The sequence below is a fragment of the uncultured Stenotrophomonas sp. genome, assembly GCF_963519925.1.
GTDB lineage: Bacteria > Pseudomonadota > Gammaproteobacteria > Xanthomonadales > Xanthomonadaceae > Stenotrophomonas > Stenotrophomonas maltophilia_AE.
This window is the reverse complement of sequence record NZ_CAUQPH010000010.1, coordinates 19761-40922: the sequence shown is the minus strand read 5'-3', so window position 1 is coordinate 40922 and position 21162 is coordinate 19761. Positions and strand designations below refer to the sequence as shown.

General features: G+C 64.7%; 22 protein-coding genes. 5 read left to right on the top strand and 17 right to left on the bottom strand.

All coding sequences use genetic code 11. The features are described 5' to 3' along the window. Window positions 1-14 precede the first annotated feature (14 nt). Window positions 15-1928 carry a copper resistance system multicopper oxidase gene (locus RWO33_RS03715; RefSeq protein ID WP_197638379.1) on the bottom strand — a complete coding sequence of 638 codons (1914 nt, stop codon included), beginning with the start codon at window positions 1926-1928 and terminating at the stop codon, window positions 15-17. A 253-nt stretch (window positions 1929-2181) separates the two neighbouring features. Here RWO33_RS03715 and RWO33_RS03710 point away from each other — a divergent pair, with 253 nt between their 5' ends. Continuing rightward, window positions 2182-2874 (top strand): heavy metal response regulator transcription factor, encoded by a 693-nt coding sequence (locus RWO33_RS03710; protein WP_003097513.1) that lies wholly within the window; start codon window positions 2182-2184, stop codon window positions 2872-2874. After that, on the top strand, window positions 2846-4282 hold the full coding sequence (locus RWO33_RS03705; RefSeq protein WP_314102241.1) for a heavy metal sensor histidine kinase: 1437 nt from the start codon (window positions 2846-2848) through the stop codon (window positions 4280-4282). The genes RWO33_RS03710 and RWO33_RS03705 overlap by 29 nt, the downstream gene beginning before the upstream one ends. On the opposite strand, the gene RWO33_RS03700 is transcribed toward RWO33_RS03705, so the two are convergent. From RWO33_RS03700 to mobH, 3 genes are read right to left on the bottom strand one after another with little or no spacing between them, the layout of a single operon-like run. Then, complete coding sequence (locus RWO33_RS03700) at window positions 4242-4499, bottom strand: heavy metal-associated domain-containing protein (protein ID WP_013391817.1); 258 nt, start codon at window positions 4497-4499, stop codon at window positions 4242-4244. The genes RWO33_RS03705 and RWO33_RS03700 overlap by 41 nt on opposite strands. A gap of 33 nt (window positions 4500-4532) precedes the next feature. Then, complete coding sequence (locus RWO33_RS03695; protein WP_034012201.1) at window positions 4533-4757, bottom strand: hypothetical protein; 225 nt, start codon at window positions 4755-4757, stop codon at window positions 4533-4535. Then, complete coding sequence (gene mobH / locus RWO33_RS03690; RefSeq protein WP_016445100.1) at window positions 4754-6631, bottom strand: MobH family relaxase; 1878 nt, start codon at window positions 6629-6631, stop codon at window positions 4754-4756. The genes RWO33_RS03695 and mobH overlap by 4 nt, the downstream gene beginning before the upstream one ends. Before the next feature lie 299 nt (window positions 6632-6930). On the opposite strand from mobH, the gene RWO33_RS03685 reads away from it, so the two are divergent. Genes RWO33_RS03685 through RWO33_RS03675 form a run of 3 tightly spaced genes read left to right on the top strand, consistent with a single transcriptional unit; the run spans window position 6931 to window position 8110 of the window. Further along, window positions 6931-7248, top strand: coding sequence for a type II toxin-antitoxin system PrlF family antitoxin (locus RWO33_RS03685; RefSeq protein WP_013391814.1), 318 nt, complete (start codon window positions 6931-6933; stop codon window positions 7246-7248). After that, window positions 7248-7706, top strand: coding sequence for a type II toxin-antitoxin system YhaV family toxin (locus tag RWO33_RS03680; RefSeq protein ID WP_013391813.1), 459 nt, complete (start codon window positions 7248-7250; stop codon window positions 7704-7706). The genes RWO33_RS03685 and RWO33_RS03680 overlap by 1 nt, the downstream gene beginning before the upstream one ends. A 26-nt stretch (window positions 7707-7732) precedes the next feature. Beyond that, entirely contained in the window at window positions 7733-8110 is a 378-nt protein-coding gene (locus RWO33_RS03675) for a DUF3742 family protein (protein WP_013391812.1), read from the top strand. A gap of 15 nt (window positions 8111-8125) precedes the next feature. Here RWO33_RS03675 and RWO33_RS03670 read toward each other — a convergent pair whose 3' ends face one another. The 13 genes from RWO33_RS03670 to RWO33_RS03610 all read right to left on the bottom strand — a co-directional run bounded on the left by RWO33_RS03670 (window position 8126) and on the right by RWO33_RS03610 (window position 21161). Continuing rightward, window positions 8126-9643, bottom strand: a complete 1518-nt coding sequence (locus RWO33_RS03670) for a conjugal transfer protein TraG N-terminal domain-containing protein (protein ID WP_013391811.1) — start codon at window positions 9641-9643, stop codon at window positions 8126-8128. 13 nt (window positions 9644-9656) lie between these two features. Next, window positions 9657-10028, bottom strand: coding sequence for a hypothetical protein (locus RWO33_RS03665; protein ID WP_013391810.1), 372 nt, complete (start codon window positions 10026-10028; stop codon window positions 9657-9659). Then, entirely contained in the window at window positions 10025-11419 is a 1395-nt protein-coding gene (locus RWO33_RS03660; RefSeq protein WP_013391809.1) for an integrating conjugative element protein, read from the bottom strand. The genes RWO33_RS03665 and RWO33_RS03660 overlap by 4 nt, the downstream gene beginning before the upstream one ends. Before the next feature lie 9 nt (window positions 11420-11428). Continuing rightward, window positions 11429-12379, bottom strand: coding sequence for a TIGR03756 family integrating conjugative element protein (locus RWO33_RS03655; protein ID WP_104181772.1), 951 nt, complete (start codon window positions 12377-12379; stop codon window positions 11429-11431). Next, window positions 12376-12822 carry a TIGR03757 family integrating conjugative element protein gene (locus RWO33_RS03650; protein WP_003116803.1) on the bottom strand — a complete coding sequence of 149 codons (447 nt, stop codon included), beginning with the start codon at window positions 12820-12822 and terminating at the stop codon, window positions 12376-12378. The genes RWO33_RS03655 and RWO33_RS03650 overlap by 4 nt, the downstream gene beginning before the upstream one ends. Window positions 12823-12985: 163 nt before the next feature. After that, window positions 12986-13480, bottom strand: coding sequence for a JAB domain-containing protein (locus RWO33_RS03645; protein ID WP_003116804.1), 495 nt, complete (start codon window positions 13478-13480; stop codon window positions 12986-12988). 175 nt (window positions 13481-13655) lie between these two features. Then, window positions 13656-14420 (bottom strand): thioredoxin domain-containing protein, encoded by a 765-nt coding sequence (locus RWO33_RS03640; protein WP_003116805.1) that lies wholly within the window; start codon window positions 14418-14420, stop codon window positions 13656-13658. Between the two features lie 13 nt (window positions 14421-14433). After that, window positions 14434-17328, bottom strand: coding sequence for a conjugative transfer ATPase (locus RWO33_RS03635; protein WP_013391807.1), 2895 nt, complete (start codon window positions 17326-17328; stop codon window positions 14434-14436). Further along, window positions 17328-17777, bottom strand: a complete 450-nt coding sequence (locus tag RWO33_RS03630) for a TIGR03751 family conjugal transfer lipoprotein (protein WP_003116807.1) — start codon at window positions 17775-17777, stop codon at window positions 17328-17330. The genes RWO33_RS03635 and RWO33_RS03630 overlap by 1 nt, the downstream gene beginning before the upstream one ends. Further along, window positions 17758-19176 carry a TIGR03752 family integrating conjugative element protein gene (locus tag RWO33_RS03625; RefSeq protein WP_003116808.1) on the bottom strand — a complete coding sequence of 473 codons (1419 nt, stop codon included), beginning with the start codon at window positions 19174-19176 and terminating at the stop codon, window positions 17758-17760. Before RWO33_RS03625 ends, RWO33_RS03630 begins: the two co-directional genes overlap by 20 nt. Further along, window positions 19166-20077, bottom strand: coding sequence for a TIGR03749 family integrating conjugative element protein (locus RWO33_RS03620; protein ID WP_003116809.1), 912 nt, complete (start codon window positions 20075-20077; stop codon window positions 19166-19168). Before RWO33_RS03620 ends, RWO33_RS03625 begins: the two co-directional genes overlap by 11 nt. Further along, the gene (locus RWO33_RS03615; protein ID WP_003116810.1) at window positions 20074-20766 is read right to left on the bottom strand and encodes a PFL_4703 family integrating conjugative element protein; all 693 of its coding nucleotides are present in this window, start codon (window positions 20764-20766) and stop codon (window positions 20074-20076) included. The genes RWO33_RS03620 and RWO33_RS03615 overlap by 4 nt, the downstream gene beginning before the upstream one ends. Then, entirely contained in the window at window positions 20763-21161 is a 399-nt protein-coding gene (locus RWO33_RS03610; RefSeq protein ID WP_003050133.1) for a TIGR03750 family conjugal transfer protein, read from the bottom strand. Before RWO33_RS03610 ends, RWO33_RS03615 begins: the two co-directional genes overlap by 4 nt. Between the last annotated feature and the right edge of the window lies 1 nt (window position 21162).

The window sequence follows — 21162 nt, the reverse complement described above, 5'->3', positions numbered from 1 at the left end:
CTTGTGCGCTGGGTTCAAGACACCACGACTTCGCGGAACATGCCGGCATCCATGTGGAACATCAGGTGGCAGTGCCACGCCCAGCGGCCGAGCGCGTCGGCTGTCACCAGGAAGCTGATGCGTTGTGCCGGCTGCACCGGCAGGGTGTGGCGGCGCGCAAGGAAGCGACCGTCGGGGCTTTCCAGCTCGCTCCACATGCCGTGCAGGTGCATGGGATGGGTCATCATGGTGTCGTTGTGCAGAATGACCCGCAGCCGCTCGCCGTGTTTGAAGTGCACCGGCGTGGACTTTCCGAACTCCAGCCCGTCCAGGGACCATGCGTAGCGTTCCATGTTGCCCGTGAGGTGCAATTCGACCTCCCGGCCAGGGCCTCTCTTGTCCAGCGGCCCCGACGGGGTATGCAGATCCGCGAGGGTCAACACGCGCCGACCGTTGTTGCGCAGTCCAATGCCGGGGTCATCGAGGTTGGTGCGCGCCATGTCAACGCGCATGTCCGTGCTGGCACCATACTCGGTGCGAGCGTGGCGGGCAGTAGTGCTGGGCACGGCCAGTCCCCCCGCAGCCGCGGCGTGTTGGCTGTGATCCATCGCCATGCCACCGTGGTTCATGCCAGCCATCGCCCCATGATCCATCCCGGACATCGAACCCGAGCCCATCCCGGTCATCCCGGTCATCCCGGTCATGCCCGTCATGCCCGTCATGCCCGTCATGCCCGTCATCCCGGTCATCTCCATGGCCTGGCCGGACCCGCCATGGTCCATGCCCCCCATCATGCCGCCCATCATGTCGTTCATGGTCAGCCATTCGACCGGATCGAGGGCAGGCACGGGAGCTTGAAGACCTTCACGCACGGCCAGCGTGGCACGCGCGTAGCCTGTCCGGTCCATCGCCTGGGCGAAGATCGTGTAAGCGTCATCCCGTGGCTGGACGATCACATCGACGGTTTCGCCCGGACCGAATCGGAACTCATCGACCGTCACCGGCTCCACGTCAACACCATCGACGTGCACCACCGTGAGTTTCAGTCCGGGAATGCGTACGTCGTAGAAGGTGTTGCCCGCACCGTTGACCATGCGCAGCCGCACGCGCTCCCCCGGTCGGAACAACGCCGTCCAATTGCCGGCGGGGGTGACGCCGTTGGCCAGATAGGTCAGCGTGGCGGCGGACAGATCGGCGAGATCCGTCGGATTCATCCGCATCTCGTTCCACATCTTGCGCTTGTCGATCGCAGCGGCCATGCCGTCGCGCGAGGCGTCCCGGAAGAAGTCGAAGACGGTAGGTTGGTTGTAGTTGTAGTAGTCGCTTTGGGACTTGAGCTTGGTGAACACCCGCATCGGGTCTTCGTCGGTCCAATCCGAGAACAGCAGCACGTGGTCACGGTCGGCGCGGATGGTCTCGGCGCCAGCGGGGTCGATGATGATCGCCCCGTACATGCCCGTGAGTTCCTGGAAGCCGGAGTGCGAGTGGTACCAGTAGGAGCCGCTTTGCTGAACCTTGAAGCGGTACGTGAAGGTCTCGCCGGGAGCGATGCCTTTGAAGCTAATGCCCGGCACGCCATCCATCTGATACGGCAGGATGATCCCGTGCCAGTGGATGGATGTGGCTTCACGCAGCTTGTTGGTCACACGGATTGTGACGGTGTCACCCTCGCGCCAACGCAATGTCGGTGCCGGCAGCGAGCCGTTGATGGTCGTAGCCACGCCTGGCTTGCCCGTGAAGTTCACGGGCGATTCGGCGATCACCAAGTCGAACTCGGTGCCTTTTAGCACAGGGGCGGCACCGCGCGTCGCGGAGCCTTGCTGGGCAAATGCCTTGAACGCCGGCGTGGACAGCCCAGCGAGAACGCCGCCGGCGGCTAACCCTTGGACGAAACGCCGACGAGAAAGGCCCTGTGGGGGCACGATAAAAAAGGGTGAACGAGGCGGCATGGCCTGAAATCCTCCATAGATGACTCGGAAGTCGTTCTAAACGCCACCCCATCCTGAGCGGCACAGTTCGACGCAATGCAGGTCATGCTATGGGTTGGGCACTTTCCACCGAATGACCCTTGAATTACATTCATGTAATGTTCGTGTCATGTTCGTGGAAGCTGGCAACCAGTAAATTGCTGATTGAAGTGGATGAATGCGTACATCGTGAGCGGCTATTTTTCTGCGCCGCAGCGATTTCATGGGACATGCGATGAAACTGCTGGTCGTTGAAGACGAGAACAAGACGGCGGATTACGTCCGCCAAGGTCTCATGGAGGCGGGATTCGTAGTGGATCTGGCGCGCAACGGATTGGACGGACACCACCTGGCCATGGGCGAGACATACGATCTGGTGGTCTTGGATGTCATGCTGCCGGATGTCGATGGCTGGCGCATCGTGCGTGCCCTTCGAGATGCCGGTAAACAGGTCCCTGTACTCTTTCTGACGGCGCGTGGCGGTGTGGACGACCGTGTCAAGGGATTGGAACTGGGAGCGGACGACTACCTCGTCAAGCCATTCGCCTTCTCTGAGTTGCTGGCGCGGGTGCGGACGCTGCTGCGACGCGGAAGCGCTCCGAGCCAGCCTGATCGCATCCAGGTTGCCGATTTGGTACTGGACTTGGCGCGCCGACGTGCAACGCGCGCTGGCCAACGCATCAATCTCACCAGCAAGGAGTTCGCGTTGCTTGAGCTCCTGGCCCGTCGCCAGGGGGAAGTCCTTCCACGTTCTCTGATCGCGTCGCAGGTATGGGACATGAATTTCGACAGCGACAGCAACGTCATCGATGTAGCCATCCGCCGCCTACGCGCGAAGATAGACGATGCGTTCAATCCGAAGCTCATCCACACCGTGCGTGGAATGGGATACACGCTCGATGCGCCCGATGATGCCCCTGCGCCATAAGCCGCGGCAAAGCCGTCCAGCGTCGCTTGCATTGAGGGTCACGGCCCTGGTTGGTATCGCCACGACCTTGGTGTTTCTTGTGTTCAACTGGGTCATTCTCCGGTCGTTGGAGCACCACTTTGCTCAACAGGATGCCCACGAACTGGAGGCAGTGACAGCCGCTTTGGCTCAGCCCTTGCACCAGCTTGCAAGTGACATCGCAAGCGACGAACTGAAGCAACACTTGGCCAACGCAGTCGCAGGACATCATGGGATGACGTACGGCGTCTACGATGGGTCTGGCAATAGCATCTATGCCACGCCCGGTCCTGACCTGTCGAAACTTGACAGTAACAAAAAGTTGGTGAACCGCATCACCGCTGACGATTTGATCGTGTGGCACGAGGATCAGAGGTCATATCGAGGTGTGGTGGTACAACTGCCTGCTGACGATTCAGCGGCGTCCGGCTACCGCATCGTCGCCGCCATGGACATCGGCTTTCATCTCGACTTCCTGGCGGAGTTCAAGCGCATGCTTTGGTGGGCAACCGGCTTGGTCATGTGTCTGGCGCTCGGTGTGGCTTGGCTGGCGGTGCAGTGGGGCCATCTGCCGATTCGCAAGGTCAATGAAGAGATTCGGGCGATTCGCTCTTCAAAGCTGGATGTGAGGTTGGATCCTCGGGATGTGCCGATCGAACTGGCGGAACTGGTATTTGCCTTCAACGATATGTTGGCGAGAATCGAGGAAGGCTTCACCCGGCTATCACACTTTTCCGCAGACATAGCGCACGAGTTGCGCACGCCCGTCACCAACCTGGTCACGCAGACTCACGTAGCGCTTGGCCAGCCGCGCAGCAACGAGGAATACAGAGAAATCCTCTATTCAAATTTGGAAGAGTTTGATCGGATGGGACGCATGATTGGAGACATGCTGTTTCTTGCCCAAACGGAAAATGATCCCCGCAACTTGCGCTTGTCTACAATTGATCTGTCCGAATTGGTGCGGAGTCTGTTCGACTATTTCGAGGCGCTGGCAGAAGATAGCGGCATTATGCTTGGCGTTAAAGGGGCGATCGGCAGCATAGCGGCGGATCGGGAAATGCTCACCCGGGCGCTGAACAATCTTCTCTCGAACGCAATTCGACACACTCCTCGCGGGAAGAGCATCACGGTCTTGCTCTCGCAGGATGAGCAGTGGACAACGATCAGTGTGGTCAATCCCGGTGAGAAAATTCCTGAGCCCGATCTACCAAAGCTCTTCAATCGATTCTACCGAGTTGATCCGGCACGGCAACGAAATACGGCGGGCGCCGGTCTTGGCCTTGCCATCGTGAAATCGATTGCGGAGGCGCATGGTGGTTCTGTTGCCGTGACCTCCAGCGAGCTTGTCACAAGATTTGACTTGGCACTGCCCCATCTGCGGCAGTAGTCCGGGTGAGCTTCGGTGCCGGATAGCCGCATTCGGAGATGCAATGGCGCAGATCCTTGACCCTGAGGCATCGCTCGTCGAGATGAATCGTTGCGCTTCCCGCAACATAGTTGGCATCCGCATTATGGACGCCGTGAAGATACAGCAGCTTGCGGCGCACTCCCTCACCGCTCAGGCTCGATACAAGCCCTCCGACTTCAACGTTGATCGACTTCATGAATGCTCTTTCCTGTTAGCTGTATTTGTGGTGTCAAGGAGCGAATCGGCCCGAGTCCAGACAGTCCTGCGAGAACTCGAAGACAATCTCCCGGTCGGGAGCGATGACCTTATGCTTCTTGCCGGCGTAGTGCAGCCCAGAGACGGGAGAGGCGCTGCCTTGTTCCATCATCGCTGCGCTCATCGGGCCTTTGGCTCTGTCTGAATAAAGGTGCGCTTTGGCGGCAATAGACTGCCCCGGCGAAATTGAGGAGGTCATGTTGACGCCCCTTGCTTTCCTGAAGTCTGTTCGCAGTGTCTGGTCTCACCCAACAGGGATAGATAGGGATTGCTCGGAGGCGTTTCCGAGAAAAGCAGGCTCGGATCTTCCAGAAGGTATCCATGCAGACGGCGGGATTTTCTAGGCCCGGTTACTTCACAGGTCCAGATGTTCAGGCCGTTCGGTTGCTTGCGATGCAGCTGCAGCCTCTCGAAGCGCTTTTGTATCCACTGCCAGTCTTGCTGGCTCTCCTGCTTGGCCAGCGCGCTGACTTGCGGATGCTCCTGCGCATAGCGCTGGAATACGCCGGGGCTGACCAGGTAGGCGGTGCCGCTCGCGGTATGCACGAGCGCTTTCGCGTCGTTGATGATGAGCCGGCGGGAAGCGATGCCTTGTTTCAGCCACGCCATGAAGTGCTCTCCGGATGGCGCTGTCGTGGGCTTGGGCGCTGGGGACGAACGCTGAGGTGCGGTCAAGGTCGTCGCTTCAGTACGCGCGGCAGACACCGGCTCCGAAGGTGCTTCAGCGTCCTGCCGGGTTGCGGGTGAATTCACCATGCCCACCATCGAAAGCATGTCTTCCATGGCGTCGGGCAGCGGTTCACCTTTCGCTGGACGAGAGGGGTTACCTCCCTCCCATGGCGGAACCTCTTGGCCCTCCGAGGCTGACTGCGCTCCGGCCGGCGGAGTAGTGGCTGACACATCGGGCCCTTTGTCCGTGGCCGCCGCGTCGATCGCCACTGTGCCGGCGAACAGCGCCGGCCTCTCGCTTGGCTCCCAGATCAGCGCGGGCCCGAGGCGCAACAGCGTGAACGAGTGACACCAGCCGGTGGAACTGGTCACGGTCGCGCGCCAGATCGCCTTGCCGTCGGGCGTCGGCTGCAACATGCCGTGATCCTGGAGGACGTTGAACACCGCGGTGTTGTTCGCAGGAATGCCGTCAACGCCTTGGGACAGCAGGTGCGCACGCAGTTTGTCCGATACCGTCTTGCTCACCAGCCACAGCGCGTCCTCGGTGAGCCAGCCATCGGAGGCTTCCGGTTGGTTCAGCTTCAACTGTTCCTTGAGCAGGTAGCGCAGCCCGTCGAGCAGCTTGCGTTGCAGCGCGTGCTTGGGAGCGGCCATGGCGCGCGCCGGATCGCCGCCCAGTTCCTGGGCCACGGAAGCGCGGTCGGCCTGCACGACCAGTTCGCCCAGCACACCGGCGTGCTCGTACTGGCCGGCCAGGACGTAGAGCAGCGGTCCCCACAGGTCGGGATAGCCACTGAGCCAGTCCAGGAGTTGGGTGTCCAACAGTTGGCGGTAGAGCAAGCCCGTCGCCGCGCTGTGCAGGTGGTATTCGCGATCGTCGCGGTAGCGGAAGCGGTACGGCTGGTGCAGCGGACCGTACCACGGGTGCCACAGCGAGCCATCGGCCAGTTCGACGTGCAGATCGACGGCGATCTTGCCGATGTCGTGCAACAACGCGGCATAGGCGACTGCAGCAGTCCAGGCCTCAGCCTGCGCAGCCTGGTCCTCGGGGCTTGCGCCGATGGGAAGCAGATGGGACTGCCGCAGCTTCAGACTGTAGGCGACGATTTCCAGGCCATGGTCCAGCATGCCGCCGGGGTAAGCGTGATGATGCGCCTCGGAAGCCGGGAAAGCCTGGACCAGCTCGGCGTAGCGTTCCAGTGGCGCCCGGTACAAGGTGGCGAACTGCTTACGTGAGAGCGACGTGCGCTGCCAGATGTGCTCCAGCAGCTTCTGCCGGCGCGGGGTGGCCAGCAGCGATGCGGCCGACTCGGGCCGCATCAACCCTTTCGGGAGGTCGGTGACCGATGGTGGCGTCGGAGCAGCAGCAACCGCGGGCCGTTTTCGCTGGAACAGAGAGAGCATGCGGGTGTCCTGTCGCGGGCCGAGCGGGGAGGCCTTTTTGCCTTTTCGGGATAGAGCCTTTCCCCTTGCACCCCATTCCCTTGCCATTTCGACCCTTTACAGCCTTTGGGTATAGGGCGACGGGTGCTGACCGTCCACCGCCAATGCGGGTTGCAGCAGGGCCGGATTGATGCAGGAAGGCTGGCTGTTCACGCCCTACGATGGGCCGATTCTTGGACTCGGAGAACGCCGTGAGGCTTCACGTTGACAAAGTAAGGAAATTTCCTTACCATGCGGGTATCGCAATCAGGAGAGCCGCCATGCCTGCCATCCACGAAGTTGCCACGCTGACCTCCAAAGGCCAGATCACGCTGCCCAAGCCCATCCGGCAGGCGCTCGGCGTCGATGCCGGTGGCAAGCTCGCGTTCGATCTGCGGGGCAGCGAAGTCGTCGTCACCCGCGTCGATGCCGAGCATGAGGACCCCGCCATCGGCGCATTCCTGAGCCTGCTGGCCCGCGACATCGAAGCTGGCCGGAACGTCCAGGGCCTGCCCGAGGATCTGGCCCGCGCCATGCTGGAGCATGCTGGCCACGGTCTGGACCTGGACGAGGAGATCGACGGGAAAGTGGAACTCTGATGCAACGGCATGGCTGGACGCTGCTCTTCCACGACTGCGTGATCGAGCAGTTGCAGAAACTGCATGCGACCGCGAGGCGCGCGCAGGAGAACGACCCGACGGGCTTCGAGTCCAATGCCAACGTCAAGCTCTTCCGGGCCTTGAGCCAGTTGATCTTGGATGTGGTGCCAGGCGATCCGGCACGCGACGAGTACCGCCAGGGCAACACCTTGGGACCTGCCCACCGCCACTGGCGAAGGGCCAAGATCGGACGGCGGTTCCGGCTGTTCTTCCGGTATGACTCGAAGGCGAAGGTCATCGTGTACGCCTGGGTCAACGATGAACAGACCCTGCGGTCTTCGGGTAGCAAATCGGACCCGTATGTCGTGTTCGAGAAGATGCTCGGGCGCGGGAACCCACCAGACGACTGGCATGCGCTGATACAGGCAAGCAAGCAGGATTGGAGCAAACTGGAATAGGCATCGCTCAATAGCAGGAGACGACCATGAACACCACGACACGCATCCGTACCGCAGAACGACTCGGCCGCACCTTGGGTCGCGGATGGCGTGCCTACGTGCGCGGCGAACGCCGGGCATCGAGCTGGTTGGTGTCAAAGGGGGGGGCGGCGGCCGGTGCCACCGCGCTCGTGTGGGTGGTCAAGCTGGTTGCGCTCGGGGTGCTGCTGTACACCACCTTCTGGCTGGCGGTGTTGCTACTGCTGGGCGTTGCGGCGGTATGGATGGCTGGCAATTCGGCTAGAGATGAAGACCGCTGGACGCAACAGGATGAATTGCGCAATGGCGAGGCGGGCTTTGGCCTGTATTCTTCCAATGGCCAGCGGCTCGACCCTCACGACCCGAACGATCCGTTCGATGACTGAGGTTTGGCCTGTTTGTCACAGAACCTTGCCGGCTACCTTGTTTACACCTGACCCGGCGCTATCACGCGCTTCCTTGGAGCCGACAGCAAGGTTCTGAGCAATCACCCCAGCCTTAACTCCGACCCACCCCAAAGCAGCGACCCAAAACGTCGGCAGGACCAGAAACATCGTGCCTGTGACGAACATCAGGAGCATGTCGCCGAAGGCGTTGTTCAGCCCCACCAGCGGGTCGAAGTTGGTGTGCGGCCGGTTCCAGCCGAACCCCCAGCCATAAAGTGCGTCCAGGATCGTCGAATCGATCCAGCGCGCAAGCTGAAACCAGAAATCCGTGAAGAACAGCGCGAACTGCACGACGCTGACCGTGACGACCGTCTTCAAGTCATAGGTGCCCACGACCAGCACGAGCGGGATGCAGATTACCAATGCCATCTTGAGCAAGGCGAGCACCATCGGCAGCGCCTGCCGCACGACGTCCATCGCGGGAAACGAGGCAATCGCGCCAACTGCCATTCCAACGTCTCCCGTAGCCCGCGTCACGATGTTTGGCAAGGTCTTGTCGATCTGGCCGCCGTAGTCGGTATAGACGCTGCCTTGGTTCAGCTTCTGCTGCCGCGGTGACGCGATCGCGCGGATCACCGAATTGTCCACCTCGGCCCGGCTCAGGAAGCCAGCCCAGCCCGCCAGGCGATTGAGCAGGCTCGGGTCCACCTGTCCCAGCAGCCGTGCCCGCAGGCCATTGCTGCCATCAGCCCACCATTGCCTGCAGGTCGGGTAGCCACCGCCACTGGATACCTGGGCCAGCCCAGCGTCGCGGTTGCTGTCATAGGGCCAGTCATCGCGCGGCGTGCTGGAGCGATACGTGTCGTAGTACCCGTTCGTGTCGGTGAAGAACCGCGATCCGATCCAGGTCACGTCGTGCATCTGCTGCTCATCAAGTTGAGGGCGCTGCATGAACAATTTGGCCCGTGCAGGCCCATAGCAATCCCGAGAGAAATCCGCTACTTCCTGAGCCAGCACCGGATCATCGATGCGCGTGGCGTCGATCTCCATGCGCATCTGCCGCAGGTCCGTGCCGCACGGGATTGCCGCCACCGAAGCGCCCGTGACGGCGCGCGAGAGCGCGTGCATGAACGCCCACCACACCGGCACCTTCGCCGACTGGTTGTTGATGGTGCTGAAGGACTGCGACCAGCCGGTATCCGCGGGCTGCGCCACGCTGACCTGGCACTGGGCCGAGCGCGAGCTGTCGTACTGGATGGTGTTTAGGTCCACGTCGATGAACGGAATGCCGGCGAACATCACCACCACGATGGCGACGAAGACCCGGTTCTCGATGCGGGCGGCGCTCAGCACGCCTTTATTGCCCTCGTCGGCGCCTTCAGCACGAGCTTTCAACCACTCCTGCACGACGATGGCGACGAAAGGCAGCGCGAATACCCCGCTGGATACGAGGGCCGCCCAGATGCCGTTGTTGACGATCCAGGAAACGAGTGTGAGGTAGTACTCCAGGTAGTCGGTCGTGAAAAGCGTCATGGCCTCGATCCCCTCAAGCGGCCTGCATCAACAAGCTGGCTTCCAGCACGACGATGGCGACGACGCCCGCGATCTCGCTGCGCATCAGGCGGCGCCGTGCCTGCCCATCTGCCCCGTCCTGGTCTTCGCGCGCCAGCAGCCGGCGGCGCATCCAGAGCCACCCGTAAACCGTGGCCCCGTACAGACACAGCCGCCACACGAAGAAGTAGCCCGATGCGGCGGCGAGCCACCGCTCCCATCCGGCCACGCTGCCGACCAGGTAGATGCCGGCGATGTTGGCACCCACCGCAGCGGCGACGAGCACCACCGCCCACAGCAGCGCCGTCGCCGCGCGCCGGCTGAAGAGCCAGCGCAAGGGGCGCCAGGCCATGCGCTCCGCGTTCATGGCCTGGCTCCGGGATTGCCCTTCTGCAACTGGTCAAGGCGGTCGGGTACCGGATCGCCCTCGTAGATGCCGCGCGAGCCGGCCGCCCGCGTGCCGTGGCGCTGGATGATGGCCATCGGCGAGTTGTTCGCCAGTTCGCGCCGCAGCTCCAATTCCGTCTTCAGGTTGCGGATCTCCCGGTCGAGCGTGTCGCTCTCATGGTTCACGGCCTGCACCGCAAGTTCGTTGGCTGCGACGTTGGGCTCCTTCTTGCCCGTGAGCAGCGTGCGTTGGAGCAGGAGCGCCTTCTCCAGCACCGATGACAGCGCCACTTCGGACGCGAGGCGCCGCGCCAGCAGGTCCTGGTCCGGCTCGTCGCGCAGCGCCTCGATCACGCCGCGGGTGATCGGCAGCGACGTGCTGCCGGCCTCGCGCAAGTTCTCGAAGGTGGTATTACGCGTGCCGGAAACCAGCTCCTGCAAGACCTCCAGCTTGGCTTCGTACTCCTCCTGGATCAGCGGCGTCAGCCCGACGCCGGGCACCGTCTCGGTCTTAGTGCAGGAGTCGCACGTGCGCTGCACCTGCTCTCCGAGGGCGCGCGTGGCCCATTCGGTCGCCTGCTGCGGCGACGTCCAGGTCTGGCAGGACAGGCTCGCGCAACTGGTGGACGCGATGGAGGAGGTGTCCGTCACGCCGCGACCGTTGACCAGGTTGTAGCCCGCGCGGGTGACGTCGCCGACCACCCGGATGGCGGACTGGCCCGCGCCACCGGCATTGCTGCCGCCCACCCAGGGCACGCCGTCGTTGCCGCGGCGCGTCTCGGCCTGCTCGACGGCCGATACGGCATCGTTGCTGCCAACCGCGTCACGCAGGGCCATGCCTTCGGCCATCTGGCTCCAGCCAAGCTGGCCACCCGCCGTCTCGGCCATCTTCTCCGCCATGGCGCGGCACGTCAGCTTGGAGCGGTCGAAGTCCAGCCGCGCCTGCAGCACGCCGTTAGTCAGCAGGTTGTACAGGCCCGGATCGGCGCGCTGAATGATCAGCGCCGGCAGCGATGCAACCGCGCTGGTCGCGCTCTGGATCACGTTGCTCATGATCTGCTGAAAGCCGTTCGTGATGCCGTTAAGCTGATTGCGCAGCGTGGTCTGGATGCTCATGTCGCCGCAGATCAGGTTGCTGTTCCACCCCACGCCGACCCCGATGGAACGCATGCCGGCCGCGCGGCCCATGGACACCGCACTGCCACCGCCGATCGAGTACATGACGTCATCGCCGAGGACGGGGCCGCTGTTCTGGTATCCGACCTGCGCCCACGCCATGCCGCAGACCAGAGCGAGCGTGCCGGCCAGCGCCGTCGGGCGCAGCAGGCGGCACGCCTTGGCGGAAAGGTTCATCGGTTCAGGACGCTTCATCGTGGCACCTCAGAGGAAATCGACGCTGCCCAGGAACACCTGACCGCGGCGTTCGCAGCACGCATAGGGACGCCACAGCGCCCAGGCGTAGTCGCCTTGCTGGGCCTGGGTCAGCGTGCCGCTGTGCGGGAACACCACGCAGGTGTTGGACAGGCGCGGCGTCAGCTCCTGCCACTTGCCCGTAGAGGCATCACCCTCCATCAGCTCGCCGGCCGGCCAGTAGCCGTCGCGGGCGTTGGCAAGCAGCGGCTGGTACACGTGGATCTGCCCGCGGCGCGTGACGACATCGCCCGCGCGCTGGGCCACCACAGCCCCGGATTTTTGGTCGTCGGTCTGGTGCAGGAAGCCGCCGCGCGGATAGACGTTGCCCCAGAGATTCATCGTGGTGCGCGCACCGACCTCGCGCATGCCCGGAATCAACGCCTCCGGGTAGGCCATTTCAGGCACGTTGTAGCGCCAAGCCAGCGTGTCCAGCGTGCTGAGTAGATACGGCATGAAGGCCGTGCCCGCGCCTTGGCAGAAATAGCCCGACGACGATGCGAACTGGTTGAATACCTCGCCGCCAGGATGGCCGATGACATCGCTGTTCTTGAATTTGGCGAGGTTGTTTTCGTGGTCTTCGTTCGTGGTCCCATCCCCACCTGCCTGTGCGGATGGGTTGGGCGTGCTCATCGCCTGCACTTCGACCCAGGGGTTCTCCCCGGTGTTGCTGTAGCTGGAGACGACCGCATCGGGCACGTAGTGCCGGACCTTGGTGGACGTGCGCACCGTGCAGCCCGTCCAGGTGCAGTAGAGCCAGTAGCAGATGCCCACCACCCGGTATTCCAGGCAGTCCGGCGACATGACGGAGGACACGATGGTGGCGGTGTTCAGGGCGTAGCTGCCGGTGGCGCTGATCAACAGCAGCGAGGCCACGGCGACGCGCAGGCGGCGCAGCAAGTCGAATGGGCGATGGGTCACGGCTGCGTCCTCCGGTACTGCTCGATGCGGGACACCGCCCGGGCCACGTCCGGCTCGCCATAGACCACATAGCGTTGATCTACCACGACGGCCGGGATGGCGGCGACGCCCAGGCTCCATGCATCGGCGACGCCCTGGTAGGCGGTGCCGATGCGGCGCTGAAGATCGGTGCCGCCTTGGTTCAGTCGTTGCCGGACGATGGCTGCTGCCCGCTCGGGGTCGGCCGGCAGATCCGCGGAAAGCTCGGCCTCGATCCGGGGCGCTTCGTCCAACTCGATCAGCCGCTCGCCGCCGGCGGTCTTGACCGGGTGGCGGCTGTCGGTGACGACCACCACGTCGGCGGCGAAGGTGGCCGGGCTGAACACGGCCAGAGATGCCGGCAGCGCCACGGCCAGGCCAAGGGTTCGCCAGCCTGGTGCGAACCGGGTAAAAGCTGCTGGCATGTCATGCGCCCCGGAAGTTGATCAGGGCCATAGTCAAACGCCGAACCCCACGCGGCCCCAACAAACAATGCGCATCGCGGCCACCCCGCATACCTGCTTGCGTCGCTGCGAAGAAAAAGCGGAGGCCGAAGCCTCCGCGCTGATCAACGAAGCAGTGCAACCTTTACAGCAGGCCGGACTCCGCAAAGGAGAACGGGGCACCCTGGCCGACGATGATGTGGTCCAGTACCCGCACATCGATGAGCGCCAGCGCGACCTGCAGTTGCTGGGTCAGCATGCGATCCGCGCTCGACGGTTCGGAGATGCCCGAGGGGTGCTGGTGGCTGAAGACCACCGCGGCGGCATTCAACTCCAGCACACGCTGCGCGACGACACGCGGATAGACCGATGTCGAGTTGATCGTGCCCCTGAACAACGGCTCGTAGGCCAGCACCTGGTGCATGCTGTCCAGGAACACAGCGGCGAATATCTCATTGGGCTCAGCGACCAGTTTCAGACGCAGGTAGTCCCGCACAGCGGCCGGTCGGCTGAGGCACGGTCCAGCTTTGAAGATCCGTCTCTCCAGCAGCACGATGGCTTGCTGGATGATCCAGTCCTCGTGTTGGGTAGCGATGGCGGAAAGCGACTCCAGGTAGGAGTCATTGACGACGAAAGACATGGCGAACCTCCAGACGGTGAGATCGGAGGGCGCGCGCCCTGGGAGGGCAAGCCCTCCTGGGGAACGAACAAGGTGCATCCATCACCGCGGTAGCGGTGATCGTTCGCGGCCAGGACGCGAGGCGAACGGGTTGCGGTCAGCGCAGCGGACTGCGCCGTAGCCTTGAAGACCGGGGCTACCTGGGCATGTCGCCGACGACGTCGGCAGGCATTTCCGATGTGGGTGTGGTGGCGGGATCGCCGGCGGCGAGCATGTCCATGGCTGACAGCAAGGCATCGCCCTCGATCGGACCCTGCAGCAGGATCGCCTTGCCGCTTTCGCGATCGTGCAGCCGCAGCGACGGCGTGGCGGTCACGCCGCTGTTCGTGGCTTCCGCAGTTTGGGTACGAATCGCCGCGTCGGGCCGCTCGCTCGCGATGCACTGCTCGATGGCTGGCGTCAGGTCGGGGTAGCGCAGGTCCTCGGGCAAGCCCTGGCCGTCGCTGCGCGTGTGGGCATATACCCACTCGACGGCTTGCCAGAAGGTGGCATGCCCGCCGGCTTCGCCGGCGCATTCCGCCAGACGCGCTTCGGCAGAAGCGGCCGGTTCATGTGCGGCCAACGGCAGGTGGTGCCATTGCAAGGCCACGTCGGCATTGCCGGCCACCCAACGTTTGAGCACAGGGAAATAGGACCGGCAGAACGGGCATTCGAGGTCCGCGTACAGCGTCAGTGTGAAACGACCTTCCGGATTGCCCATCTGCCACGGAGGCCCTGCCACCTGTGTCTCGCTGACTGGCGCCGAAGTCTGAGGTGTGGACCCGCCTGGCGAACGGGACACGAGCCAGATCAGCAGCAGCGCAACCAGCACTGCAGCCAACGCCCACGGCCAGCGGGTCCCCCAGCGCCGACGGCGGAACGCCTGCACCTGCATCGGGATGGAAGGATGTTTGTGTTCCATGGCGTTCTCCGGCTTACGACAGTTCCAAGGCGGGCGACTCGATGCCGCGTGCCTGGTCGATCTTCTCGGCCACCTTGAAGGCGGCTTCCAGCTCGGTGCAGCCGTATTGCTGCATGAGCTGGTAGCGCTCGGCCTTCTCCTCGGGTTCGGTCTGCGCAAGCGCGAGGTAAAGGCTCGGCGGCACCGCGCGGAACAACACTTCCATCGACTTCGACAGGATCACGCCCTCGGTGAATTTCCCCCCCTCCTTGCGCGCAGAAAGCATCAGCGCTTTCTGCGCTGGTGAGAGTTCACGGAAGCGTGCAATCTTCTCGACCTCATCGGGCGGCATCGACAGGCAGATCCACCACTCAATCATGTTGAGCATGGGCTCTGCGGCACGCGGCAGGTCGTCGATGTTCTGGGTCGCCAGCCAGAACCAGGCGCCCAATTTGCGCCACATCTTGGTAATTTTCACGACGTAGGGCGCGAGCAACGGGTTCTTCGTGATGATGTGGCCTTCGTCGGTCACATTGATGATCGGACGACCCAGGTACTGGTCGCGCTCGGCGATGTTGTTCACCGTGCTGATCAGGCTGATGTAGGCGATGGAGAGCTGCGCGTTGTAGCCCTCGCGGGCATAGGTCGCCAGATCCACCAGCGTGATGTCGGCCTCGGGCCACGGCGTGCCATCGCGGTCGAACATCTCGCCATCGGTGCCTTGGCAGAACATGTCCATCGCGTCCGCCATCTCCAGCAGCCGCATGCGCCGCATCTCGGGAAGCGTCGAGTCCTGACCGCGGGCGCGCAGCGCGTTGCGCACGTCGCGAGTGAGCACCGTGCGCTTCTCAGCCACGCAGTGTTCGGCGGCGTCGAGGATGCACTGGCGGATCAGCGAACGGTCGGCCCGCGTCATCCGGGCTTCCTCCTTGTCCTCGCCGCCGGTGATCATCAGCCGTGCCGTGATCTCCAACTCGCCCAACACGTCACGCTGTTCGTCTGCCTCCATGACCGAGGCATCCGGTGGCAGGTCTTCGTCCAACGCATCGGCATCGAGCGTCTGCACGTCGCTGGGTGTTTCGATCAGCCGGCGGGCATCCGCGAACGGTGCCAGGCTGATGCCCGATCCGGGGGCCAGCTTGACCCGGTTCACCGTCAGGCCCAGGCGCCTGGCGAAGTCGCTGAACAGCCCGAAGCTGTTGCCGGCTTCCACGATGAAGAGGCGCGGCCGGTAGATGGCCGTGACCTGGTTCAGCAGGTTGTTGAGCGTGGCGCTCTTGCCCGAGCCGGTGGGGCCGAACAGGAATAGATGGGCATTCATCTGCCTGTCTAAGCGGTTCAGCGGATCAAACGTGATCGGCCCGCCACCGCGGTTGAAGAACGTGTTGCCCGGATGGCCCGTACCCTGGCTGCGACCCCACGCCGGCGAGAGATTCGCCACATGCTGGGCGAACATCAGTTGGGTGAACCAGTTTCGCCGATCCTGCGCGGGGTTGTAGCAGCACGGTAGCCAGCGCAGATAGCTGTTGAGCGGCGCGACTTCATCGTCCTCGCGAACGGGCTGCAACCCCGCGTTGAGCATCACGTTGGCGAGGTCCAGACCGCGCCGGTCAAGCTCGGCTTCGTCGCGTCCGCGCAGATAGAAGGCCAGCGTGCCGCGGTAGAGTTTGTGCGCGCTGCCGATGAGCGAGCGCGCCTCCTGCACGTCCTTGAGCGTCTGCTCCGATGCCAGTGTTTCGCCGACTGCCTTCTTCGCCAGGTGGTTCAGGTGCGATTCGAGAATGTCCTGGGGCGTCGCCACCATGGTCAGACACATCGTCGTGTCCTCGGGCATCTGATCGAACAGCGTGTTGATCGCATCGCCCTTGCGGGTTTCGCCAGTCAGGTGTCCCGTTCCGGGCGGCATGCGCAGCCGGTCAGTGACCAACACACGGTGCGGTATGCCGTCGAAGTGCCAGGTGCCATGCTCCACGTCCGAGCGTGGCTGGCTGAAGAAAAGCCGCTGGCTAAAATCCCGCCCGCTCGCCAGTTCGATCTCGCCAGCCTCGGTGTCGGCGGGGTAGCGCGCGAACGCATAGAAGCGCTCCCGGTCCTCGACCCCAGGCCCGAGCAGCGTCGGACGCGGGTTGAACCAGCGCAGCAGCCAGTCATGGACGTCTGCCGCACCCAGGCGGCGAGCCTGGATGCCGGCGTTCGCCAGCCCGCCGCACAGGCGGTCGCAGACGATGTTCAGCATCTGCTCGGGTGTCTGGCCCCGGCGGTTTGCCTGGCCCTGTCCTTGTCCGGTCACGCGGCGATAGACGACCATGCGCACACGCCTCGTCTGGCCGCGCCAGCGCAAGCGTGTGACCACCGTGTCCTGGAACAAGCCACCGGGCTTGGCCACCGCGCGCAGATGGTGGGCAAAGAACCGCAGGTAGAACTCCGTGAACACCGTGCCACGGGCGCGCGGCTGCACGTAGTCGCGCAACGTCTGCATGTACTGGTCGAAGCTCGGTTCGTCCTGGGCGTAGAGCTGCAACACCCAGGGGTTCTCGTCCAGTTCATCGAAGCTGTCCTGGAGCGCGTTTTCTAAGGCGTCGCGGGCGTGCGCGAGCCAGCCGGGTTCCCGGCCCTCGGTCCCCAGCGGCACCAGCTCGAAGAAGGCGGCCACCGATTGGCCGTCCTCCAGGAGCATCGATTTCGACTCGGGCAAGAACTCCACCCAGGGCAGCAGTTCCACGAAGGACGGTGCGACGTCGTACAGCGCCTGCTCGTCGGCCTCCGTCGCCGGCTTGCGGCCCCGGACTGCCGAGCCGGGTTCGGGGATGCCGACCTGCCGCAAGGCCTCGACGTGGCGCTGCCAGCCGTCCGGCTGCTCATCATCACCAGCGCCGGATGCGGCCAGCTTCGGCGCGGCCGGCTTAGGCCAGGGAAGTTTCCACCGCATCAGTAGGCCTCCACGCGCTCGCCTGGCATGGCGTACTGGATGCGCTGGTTGAGCGGGAAGACCGTCGTGTAGCCCGGCACCGGCACGGGGTCCGTGCCCGCCAGGTGCGGATACACGTACATGACGAGATCGGGATTGGGCAGACGCTGGAACTGGCGGTGGACCTCATTGCGCGCGGTGCGCGTGTAGCGCATCTGCTCGACGGGTGCGACCTGCACGTCGGCGTCGGTCAGGGGCCGACGCAGGCTCTGGCGCGCATCGAGCAGCTGGCGGCCGGCGTTCCGTCCGGCTGCGCCACCGCCGTCGCCGGCCTCCTGCTGCCAGATGTCCATCATCGTGCGGTCACCGTGGGTCAGCAGCTTTTCCTTGCTGGTGGCGCAGCCGCCAAGCACCGCGACGGCGAGGGCCAGTGCCAGGCCACGGGCCAGGTTAGTCAAGTTCGAGTGCATGGCTTTCTCCTGCGCGGTGATCGACCTTGCGGCCTTCGGGATCGAAGTCGATGGCGAGCGGCTTTTCGAGGTGGACGGCAACCTTGGCGCCGGGCTGGACATAGACGGCGGCGAACGCCTGGCCGTACAACTTGTTGACCCAGGCCGACATGTCCCGCACGCCGCCCGCCAGAATCTGGCCGACCGCTTCCTGGCCGGTGATGCCCACGGTGCCGATGGAGCCGTCCGAGCCGACATAGGACATGCGGCCGCTGTCGCTCTCGATGAGTGAGGCCACACCGGCGCCGGCCGCGGTGATCAGGGCCTGCGAGCCGAGGTATTGCTGGGCGTTGCTGCGCCGCTCGCCGCTGACGCAAGGAATGCCGTGGGGATCGCTGATCCAGCCCAAGCCATCGCGCTGTTGGTTGTTCTGCTGGTTGCCCTCGCGGTCTTCGGGGATCGTGCGAATCGTGCCGTCGTGGAAGACGAACGTGATGCTGCGCACCTGGCCGCGCACGCACGAGAGCGTCCAGTCGCCCGAAGCGGTGCCGCTGAACACGGCGCCGGCCACGTCGGGAATGTCGATGCCATTGGCGGTCAGGTTGTCCGGCCCGACCAGAACTTTGAACGGATAGGGATCGTTGACCGTGCCGTCGATCGGCACGCGGCCGATCAGCGCTGTCATGGCGACCGAACCCATGAGCGTGGAGTTGGTCGGCACGGTGTAGACCGGCTTGGCACTCTTGACCCCGGCGGCGCGGGCGCCCGCGTTGGCCACGGTTTCCGCAGTGGTTTCGAGCGTGCTCTGCGCCGGGCCGAAGCTCGTGGGGAAGCTCATGCCGCCGCTCGCGCCACGCCCCCCGTTGCGCCCCTCGGCGGGCTTTGCGTCGTCCGGCTCGACCCACCGCACGCCGCCCTCCATGCCTGCCTCGTCGCCGCCCTGCAGCCCCAGGCCCACGGGCAGGTCCGCATGGCCGCCGCCGCGCCCGCCGATGCTGTCCAGACGCCGCTGCAGGTCGGCGAGCAGCCCTTCGGTCTGCTGGCGCGCGCTGGCCGCCTGCTCTTGGTCGCGGCGCAGGTTGGACCGCTCGGATTCGAGCGCCGAGTTGATGCGCTGGTCGATGGAGTTCTCGCGCTGGCGCAGTCGCTGGTTCTCTTCACGCTGCGACTTGTTGTCCGAGAGCGCGGTCTGAAGCTCGGTGCGCAACTGCTTCACTTGGGCAACGAGCGTCGCCACGGTGTCGCGCGGGGTGTCGCCTTCGATGCCCAGCGCCTTCATTTCATCGGGCGTGAGCTGGGCGCCGTTGTCCGCCGCGGGTGGCGCCGTGCTGCCTCCACCCGAGAACAGCCGGATACCGACGAACAGCACCAGGATGGCAACAGGGATCATCAGCCACTTGAGCAGGCCGTTACTGCGCATGGCGGGCCTCCTTGGTGTTCTCGTCGCCGTCCGGCTGCGGCAGATGCACGGCCGGGTCGAAGCGGTGAATCGCCGGCAGCAGCGACTGCGCGAGACCGCGGCCGCGCGTGACCAGGTACAGGACGGTCGTGTCCTCGGGCGTGCCGCGCGGGCCCAGCGCCTCGTGCTGGAAGGTGGCGGTGAGGAAATCGCCTTGCAGCACGCGCGGGTCGAGCGTGATCCAGCCGCCGCTGCCGTTGGTTAGGCGCACGGCAGTGACCCACTGGTCCTCCAGGCGCCACGACGCGAGTGCGACCGCGCGCACGGGCAGCGTTGGCATCAGTGTGTCCAGGTCGAGGTCGCGGGGCAGGTTGACCCGCATGACGCCCGGAAGCGGCTCGACGGTGCGCAGCGGTGCGTAGAGGTTCTGCGCGGCGAAGCGCGTCAGCACGACAGGGACCGGAGTTTCGCGCCGCGCGGTCCGCGCACCTGCTTGGCCCTGGGCGCGTGCCGGGGCCTCGGCACTGTCGGCCTGCTCGCCATAGCGTCCCGGTGCGCTGTCACCCTCGACGATGCGCACCGGCTCCAGCTCGGCTTCCCCGTCCTTGGGTGGTTCGGCTGCGATGTCCAGCAGGATCAGCGCGCCCGTGTCGGCGTCCTGCAGTTGCAACCGCGTGGGCTCGATCGGCTCGCTGGCGCGCAGGTACACCGCGCCCCCCGCACTCTGCACGCGCAGGCGTTCGCCCACGCCCGCGGGCACGCCCACGCGCACGTTGCGGTCGATGAACACGATGCGTTCCTGACCGACCTTCAGCGGCACTGCCAGTGGCATGCGTTCCCAGCGCAGGATTTCCACTGCATGGGCGACGGGTGCCGCGGCCACGGCCAGTAGCCCCAGCAGCGCGAGTACAGGGTGCTTCATGGGGTGTTTCCTCCTTGAGGCGCTTGCGGAGACAGGCCACTCGGCGCCGGGCGCGTCGGCTCCGGTGCACTGATGCGCTGGGGCGCGCCGTCGTAGCAGTCCAGCGCCAGGCCGAACGGGTTACGGGCGGGATCGACGTCCACCCGCGTGACCTTGATCGGATAGCGCACCAGGGCGCGCTTGACCTGCTCGGCGCCGTAGTACTCGTCCGCCGTGATGTCCAGCGTCACCACCCAGTCGCGATCGGACACGGTGCGCACGCGCGCCGTGGGGTCGTCGCCATAGCCGCGGCCGGGAATCTCGTAGATGCCGCGCACGCGCTGACGCAGCTCGCCCGTGGAGCGGCGGTAGTCATAGTCCGCCCGCAGGAAGGCCTGGCAGGACGGGGTGAGGTACGGCGAGAGCGTGTGGAGGTTGCGCGAGTAGTCTTCCTCGCCATTGGTTGGCCAGCGGTTCAGCGTCTGGAACACGTAGAACGTGAACGCATAGACCGATTCGGGCGGCACTTCCCACCACTTGCGGGTACTGCCAGAGCGCAGGTCGGGCGGGACGTGGATGGTCAGGTCGCGCGGCGCGCTCCACCAGCCGCCGCCCATGACCAGGGCGACGACGACCAGCGCGCCCGCGGCCAGCCGCAAGGTCTTGATGTGCGCCTGCAGGTGGGTGATCTCGTTTTTGAAGCGGCTCATCGCATGCTCCTGCGGGTGGACCAGAAGCCCGAGCGCGAGATCAGCACATGGCCACCCACCCAGCCGGCCATCAGCGGATGGCGCGTGGCGATGCGCCATTGCAGTTGCCGATACAGCCAGGTGTCGGGACGCCCACGCTTGAGGCGGCGCAGGATGCCGCCGCCGATGAAGACGCCGAGCGCCACGCCCAGGACGACGAAGGTCGGCGCCAGCGCGATCGTGCGGAACACCCAGGACAGCGGCGCGCCGACCAGCAGGCCGGCGGCACCGGACAGGCCGCAGCAAATCCAGAGTTCGTCAGCGGTGAGGCCGCGCACCACAACGGGATGGCGGTTGAGCCGGTGCGGAAGGAAGGTGACCGTTCCGTCCGCACGGACGTGCTGCTGCTCGGACATA

Excerpts from the sequence above, each read along its gene's own strand:
- RWO33_RS03640 (WP_003116805.1), bottom strand. The coding sequence starts at position 14,420 with ATGGAACACAAACATCCTTCCATCCCGATGCAGGTGCAGGCGTTCCGC.
- RWO33_RS03685 (WP_013391814.1), top strand. The coding sequence starts at position 6,931 with ATGCCTGCCATCCACGAAGTTGCCACGCTGACCTCCAAAGGCCAGATC.
- RWO33_RS03625 (WP_003116808.1), bottom strand. The coding sequence starts at position 19,176 with ATGCGCAGTAACGGCCTGCTCAAGTGGCTGATGATCCCTGTTGCCATC.
- RWO33_RS03680 (WP_013391813.1), top strand. The coding sequence starts at position 7,248 with ATGCAACGGCATGGCTGGACGCTGCTCTTCCACGACTGCGTGATCGAG.
- RWO33_RS03630 (WP_003116807.1), bottom strand. The coding sequence starts at position 17,777 with ATGCACTCGAACTTGACTAACCTGGCCCGTGGCCTGGCACTGGCCCTC.
- RWO33_RS03710 (WP_003097513.1), top strand. The coding sequence starts at position 2,182 with ATGAAACTGCTGGTCGTTGAAGACGAGAACAAGACGGCGGATTACGTC.
- RWO33_RS03645 (WP_003116804.1), bottom strand. The coding sequence starts at position 13,480 with ATGTCTTTCGTCGTCAATGACTCCTACCTGGAGTCGCTTTCCGCCATC.
- RWO33_RS03695 (WP_034012201.1), bottom strand. The coding sequence starts at position 4,757 with ATGACCTCCTCAATTTCGCCGGGGCAGTCTATTGCCGCCAAAGCGCAC.
- RWO33_RS03670 (WP_013391811.1), bottom strand. The coding sequence starts at position 9,643 with ATGACGCTTTTCACGACCGACTACCTGGAGTACTACCTCACACTCGTT.
- RWO33_RS03660 (WP_013391809.1), bottom strand. The coding sequence starts at position 11,419 with ATGAAGCGTCCTGAACCGATGAACCTTTCCGCCAAGGCGTGCCGCCTG.
- RWO33_RS03665 (WP_013391810.1), bottom strand. The coding sequence starts at position 10,028 with ATGAACGCGGAGCGCATGGCCTGGCGCCCCTTGCGCTGGCTCTTCAGC.
- RWO33_RS03610 (WP_003050133.1), bottom strand. The coding sequence starts at position 21,161 with ATGTCCGAGCAGCAGCACGTCCGTGCGGACGGAACGGTCACCTTCCTT.
- RWO33_RS03715 (WP_197638379.1), bottom strand. The coding sequence starts at position 1,928 with ATGCCGCCTCGTTCACCCTTTTTTATCGTGCCCCCACAGGGCCTTTCT.
- RWO33_RS03705 (WP_314102241.1), top strand. The coding sequence starts at position 2,846 with ATGCGCCCGATGATGCCCCTGCGCCATAAGCCGCGGCAAAGCCGTCCA.
- RWO33_RS03620 (WP_003116809.1), bottom strand. The coding sequence starts at position 20,077 with ATGAAGCACCCTGTACTCGCGCTGCTGGGGCTACTGGCCGTGGCCGCG.
- RWO33_RS03615 (WP_003116810.1), bottom strand. The coding sequence starts at position 20,766 with ATGAGCCGCTTCAAAAACGAGATCACCCACCTGCAGGCGCACATCAAG.
- RWO33_RS03650 (WP_003116803.1), bottom strand. The coding sequence starts at position 12,822 with ATGCCAGCAGCTTTTACCCGGTTCGCACCAGGCTGGCGAACCCTTGGC.
- mobH (WP_016445100.1), bottom strand. The coding sequence starts at position 6,631 with ATGCTCTCTCTGTTCCAGCGAAAACGGCCCGCGGTTGCTGCTGCTCCG.
- RWO33_RS03635 (WP_013391807.1), bottom strand. The coding sequence starts at position 17,328 with ATGCGGTGGAAACTTCCCTGGCCTAAGCCGGCCGCGCCGAAGCTGGCC.
- RWO33_RS03700 (WP_013391817.1), bottom strand. The coding sequence starts at position 4,499 with ATGAAGTCGATCAACGTTGAAGTCGGAGGGCTTGTATCGAGCCTGAGC.
- RWO33_RS03675 (WP_013391812.1), top strand. The coding sequence starts at position 7,733 with ATGAACACCACGACACGCATCCGTACCGCAGAACGACTCGGCCGCACC.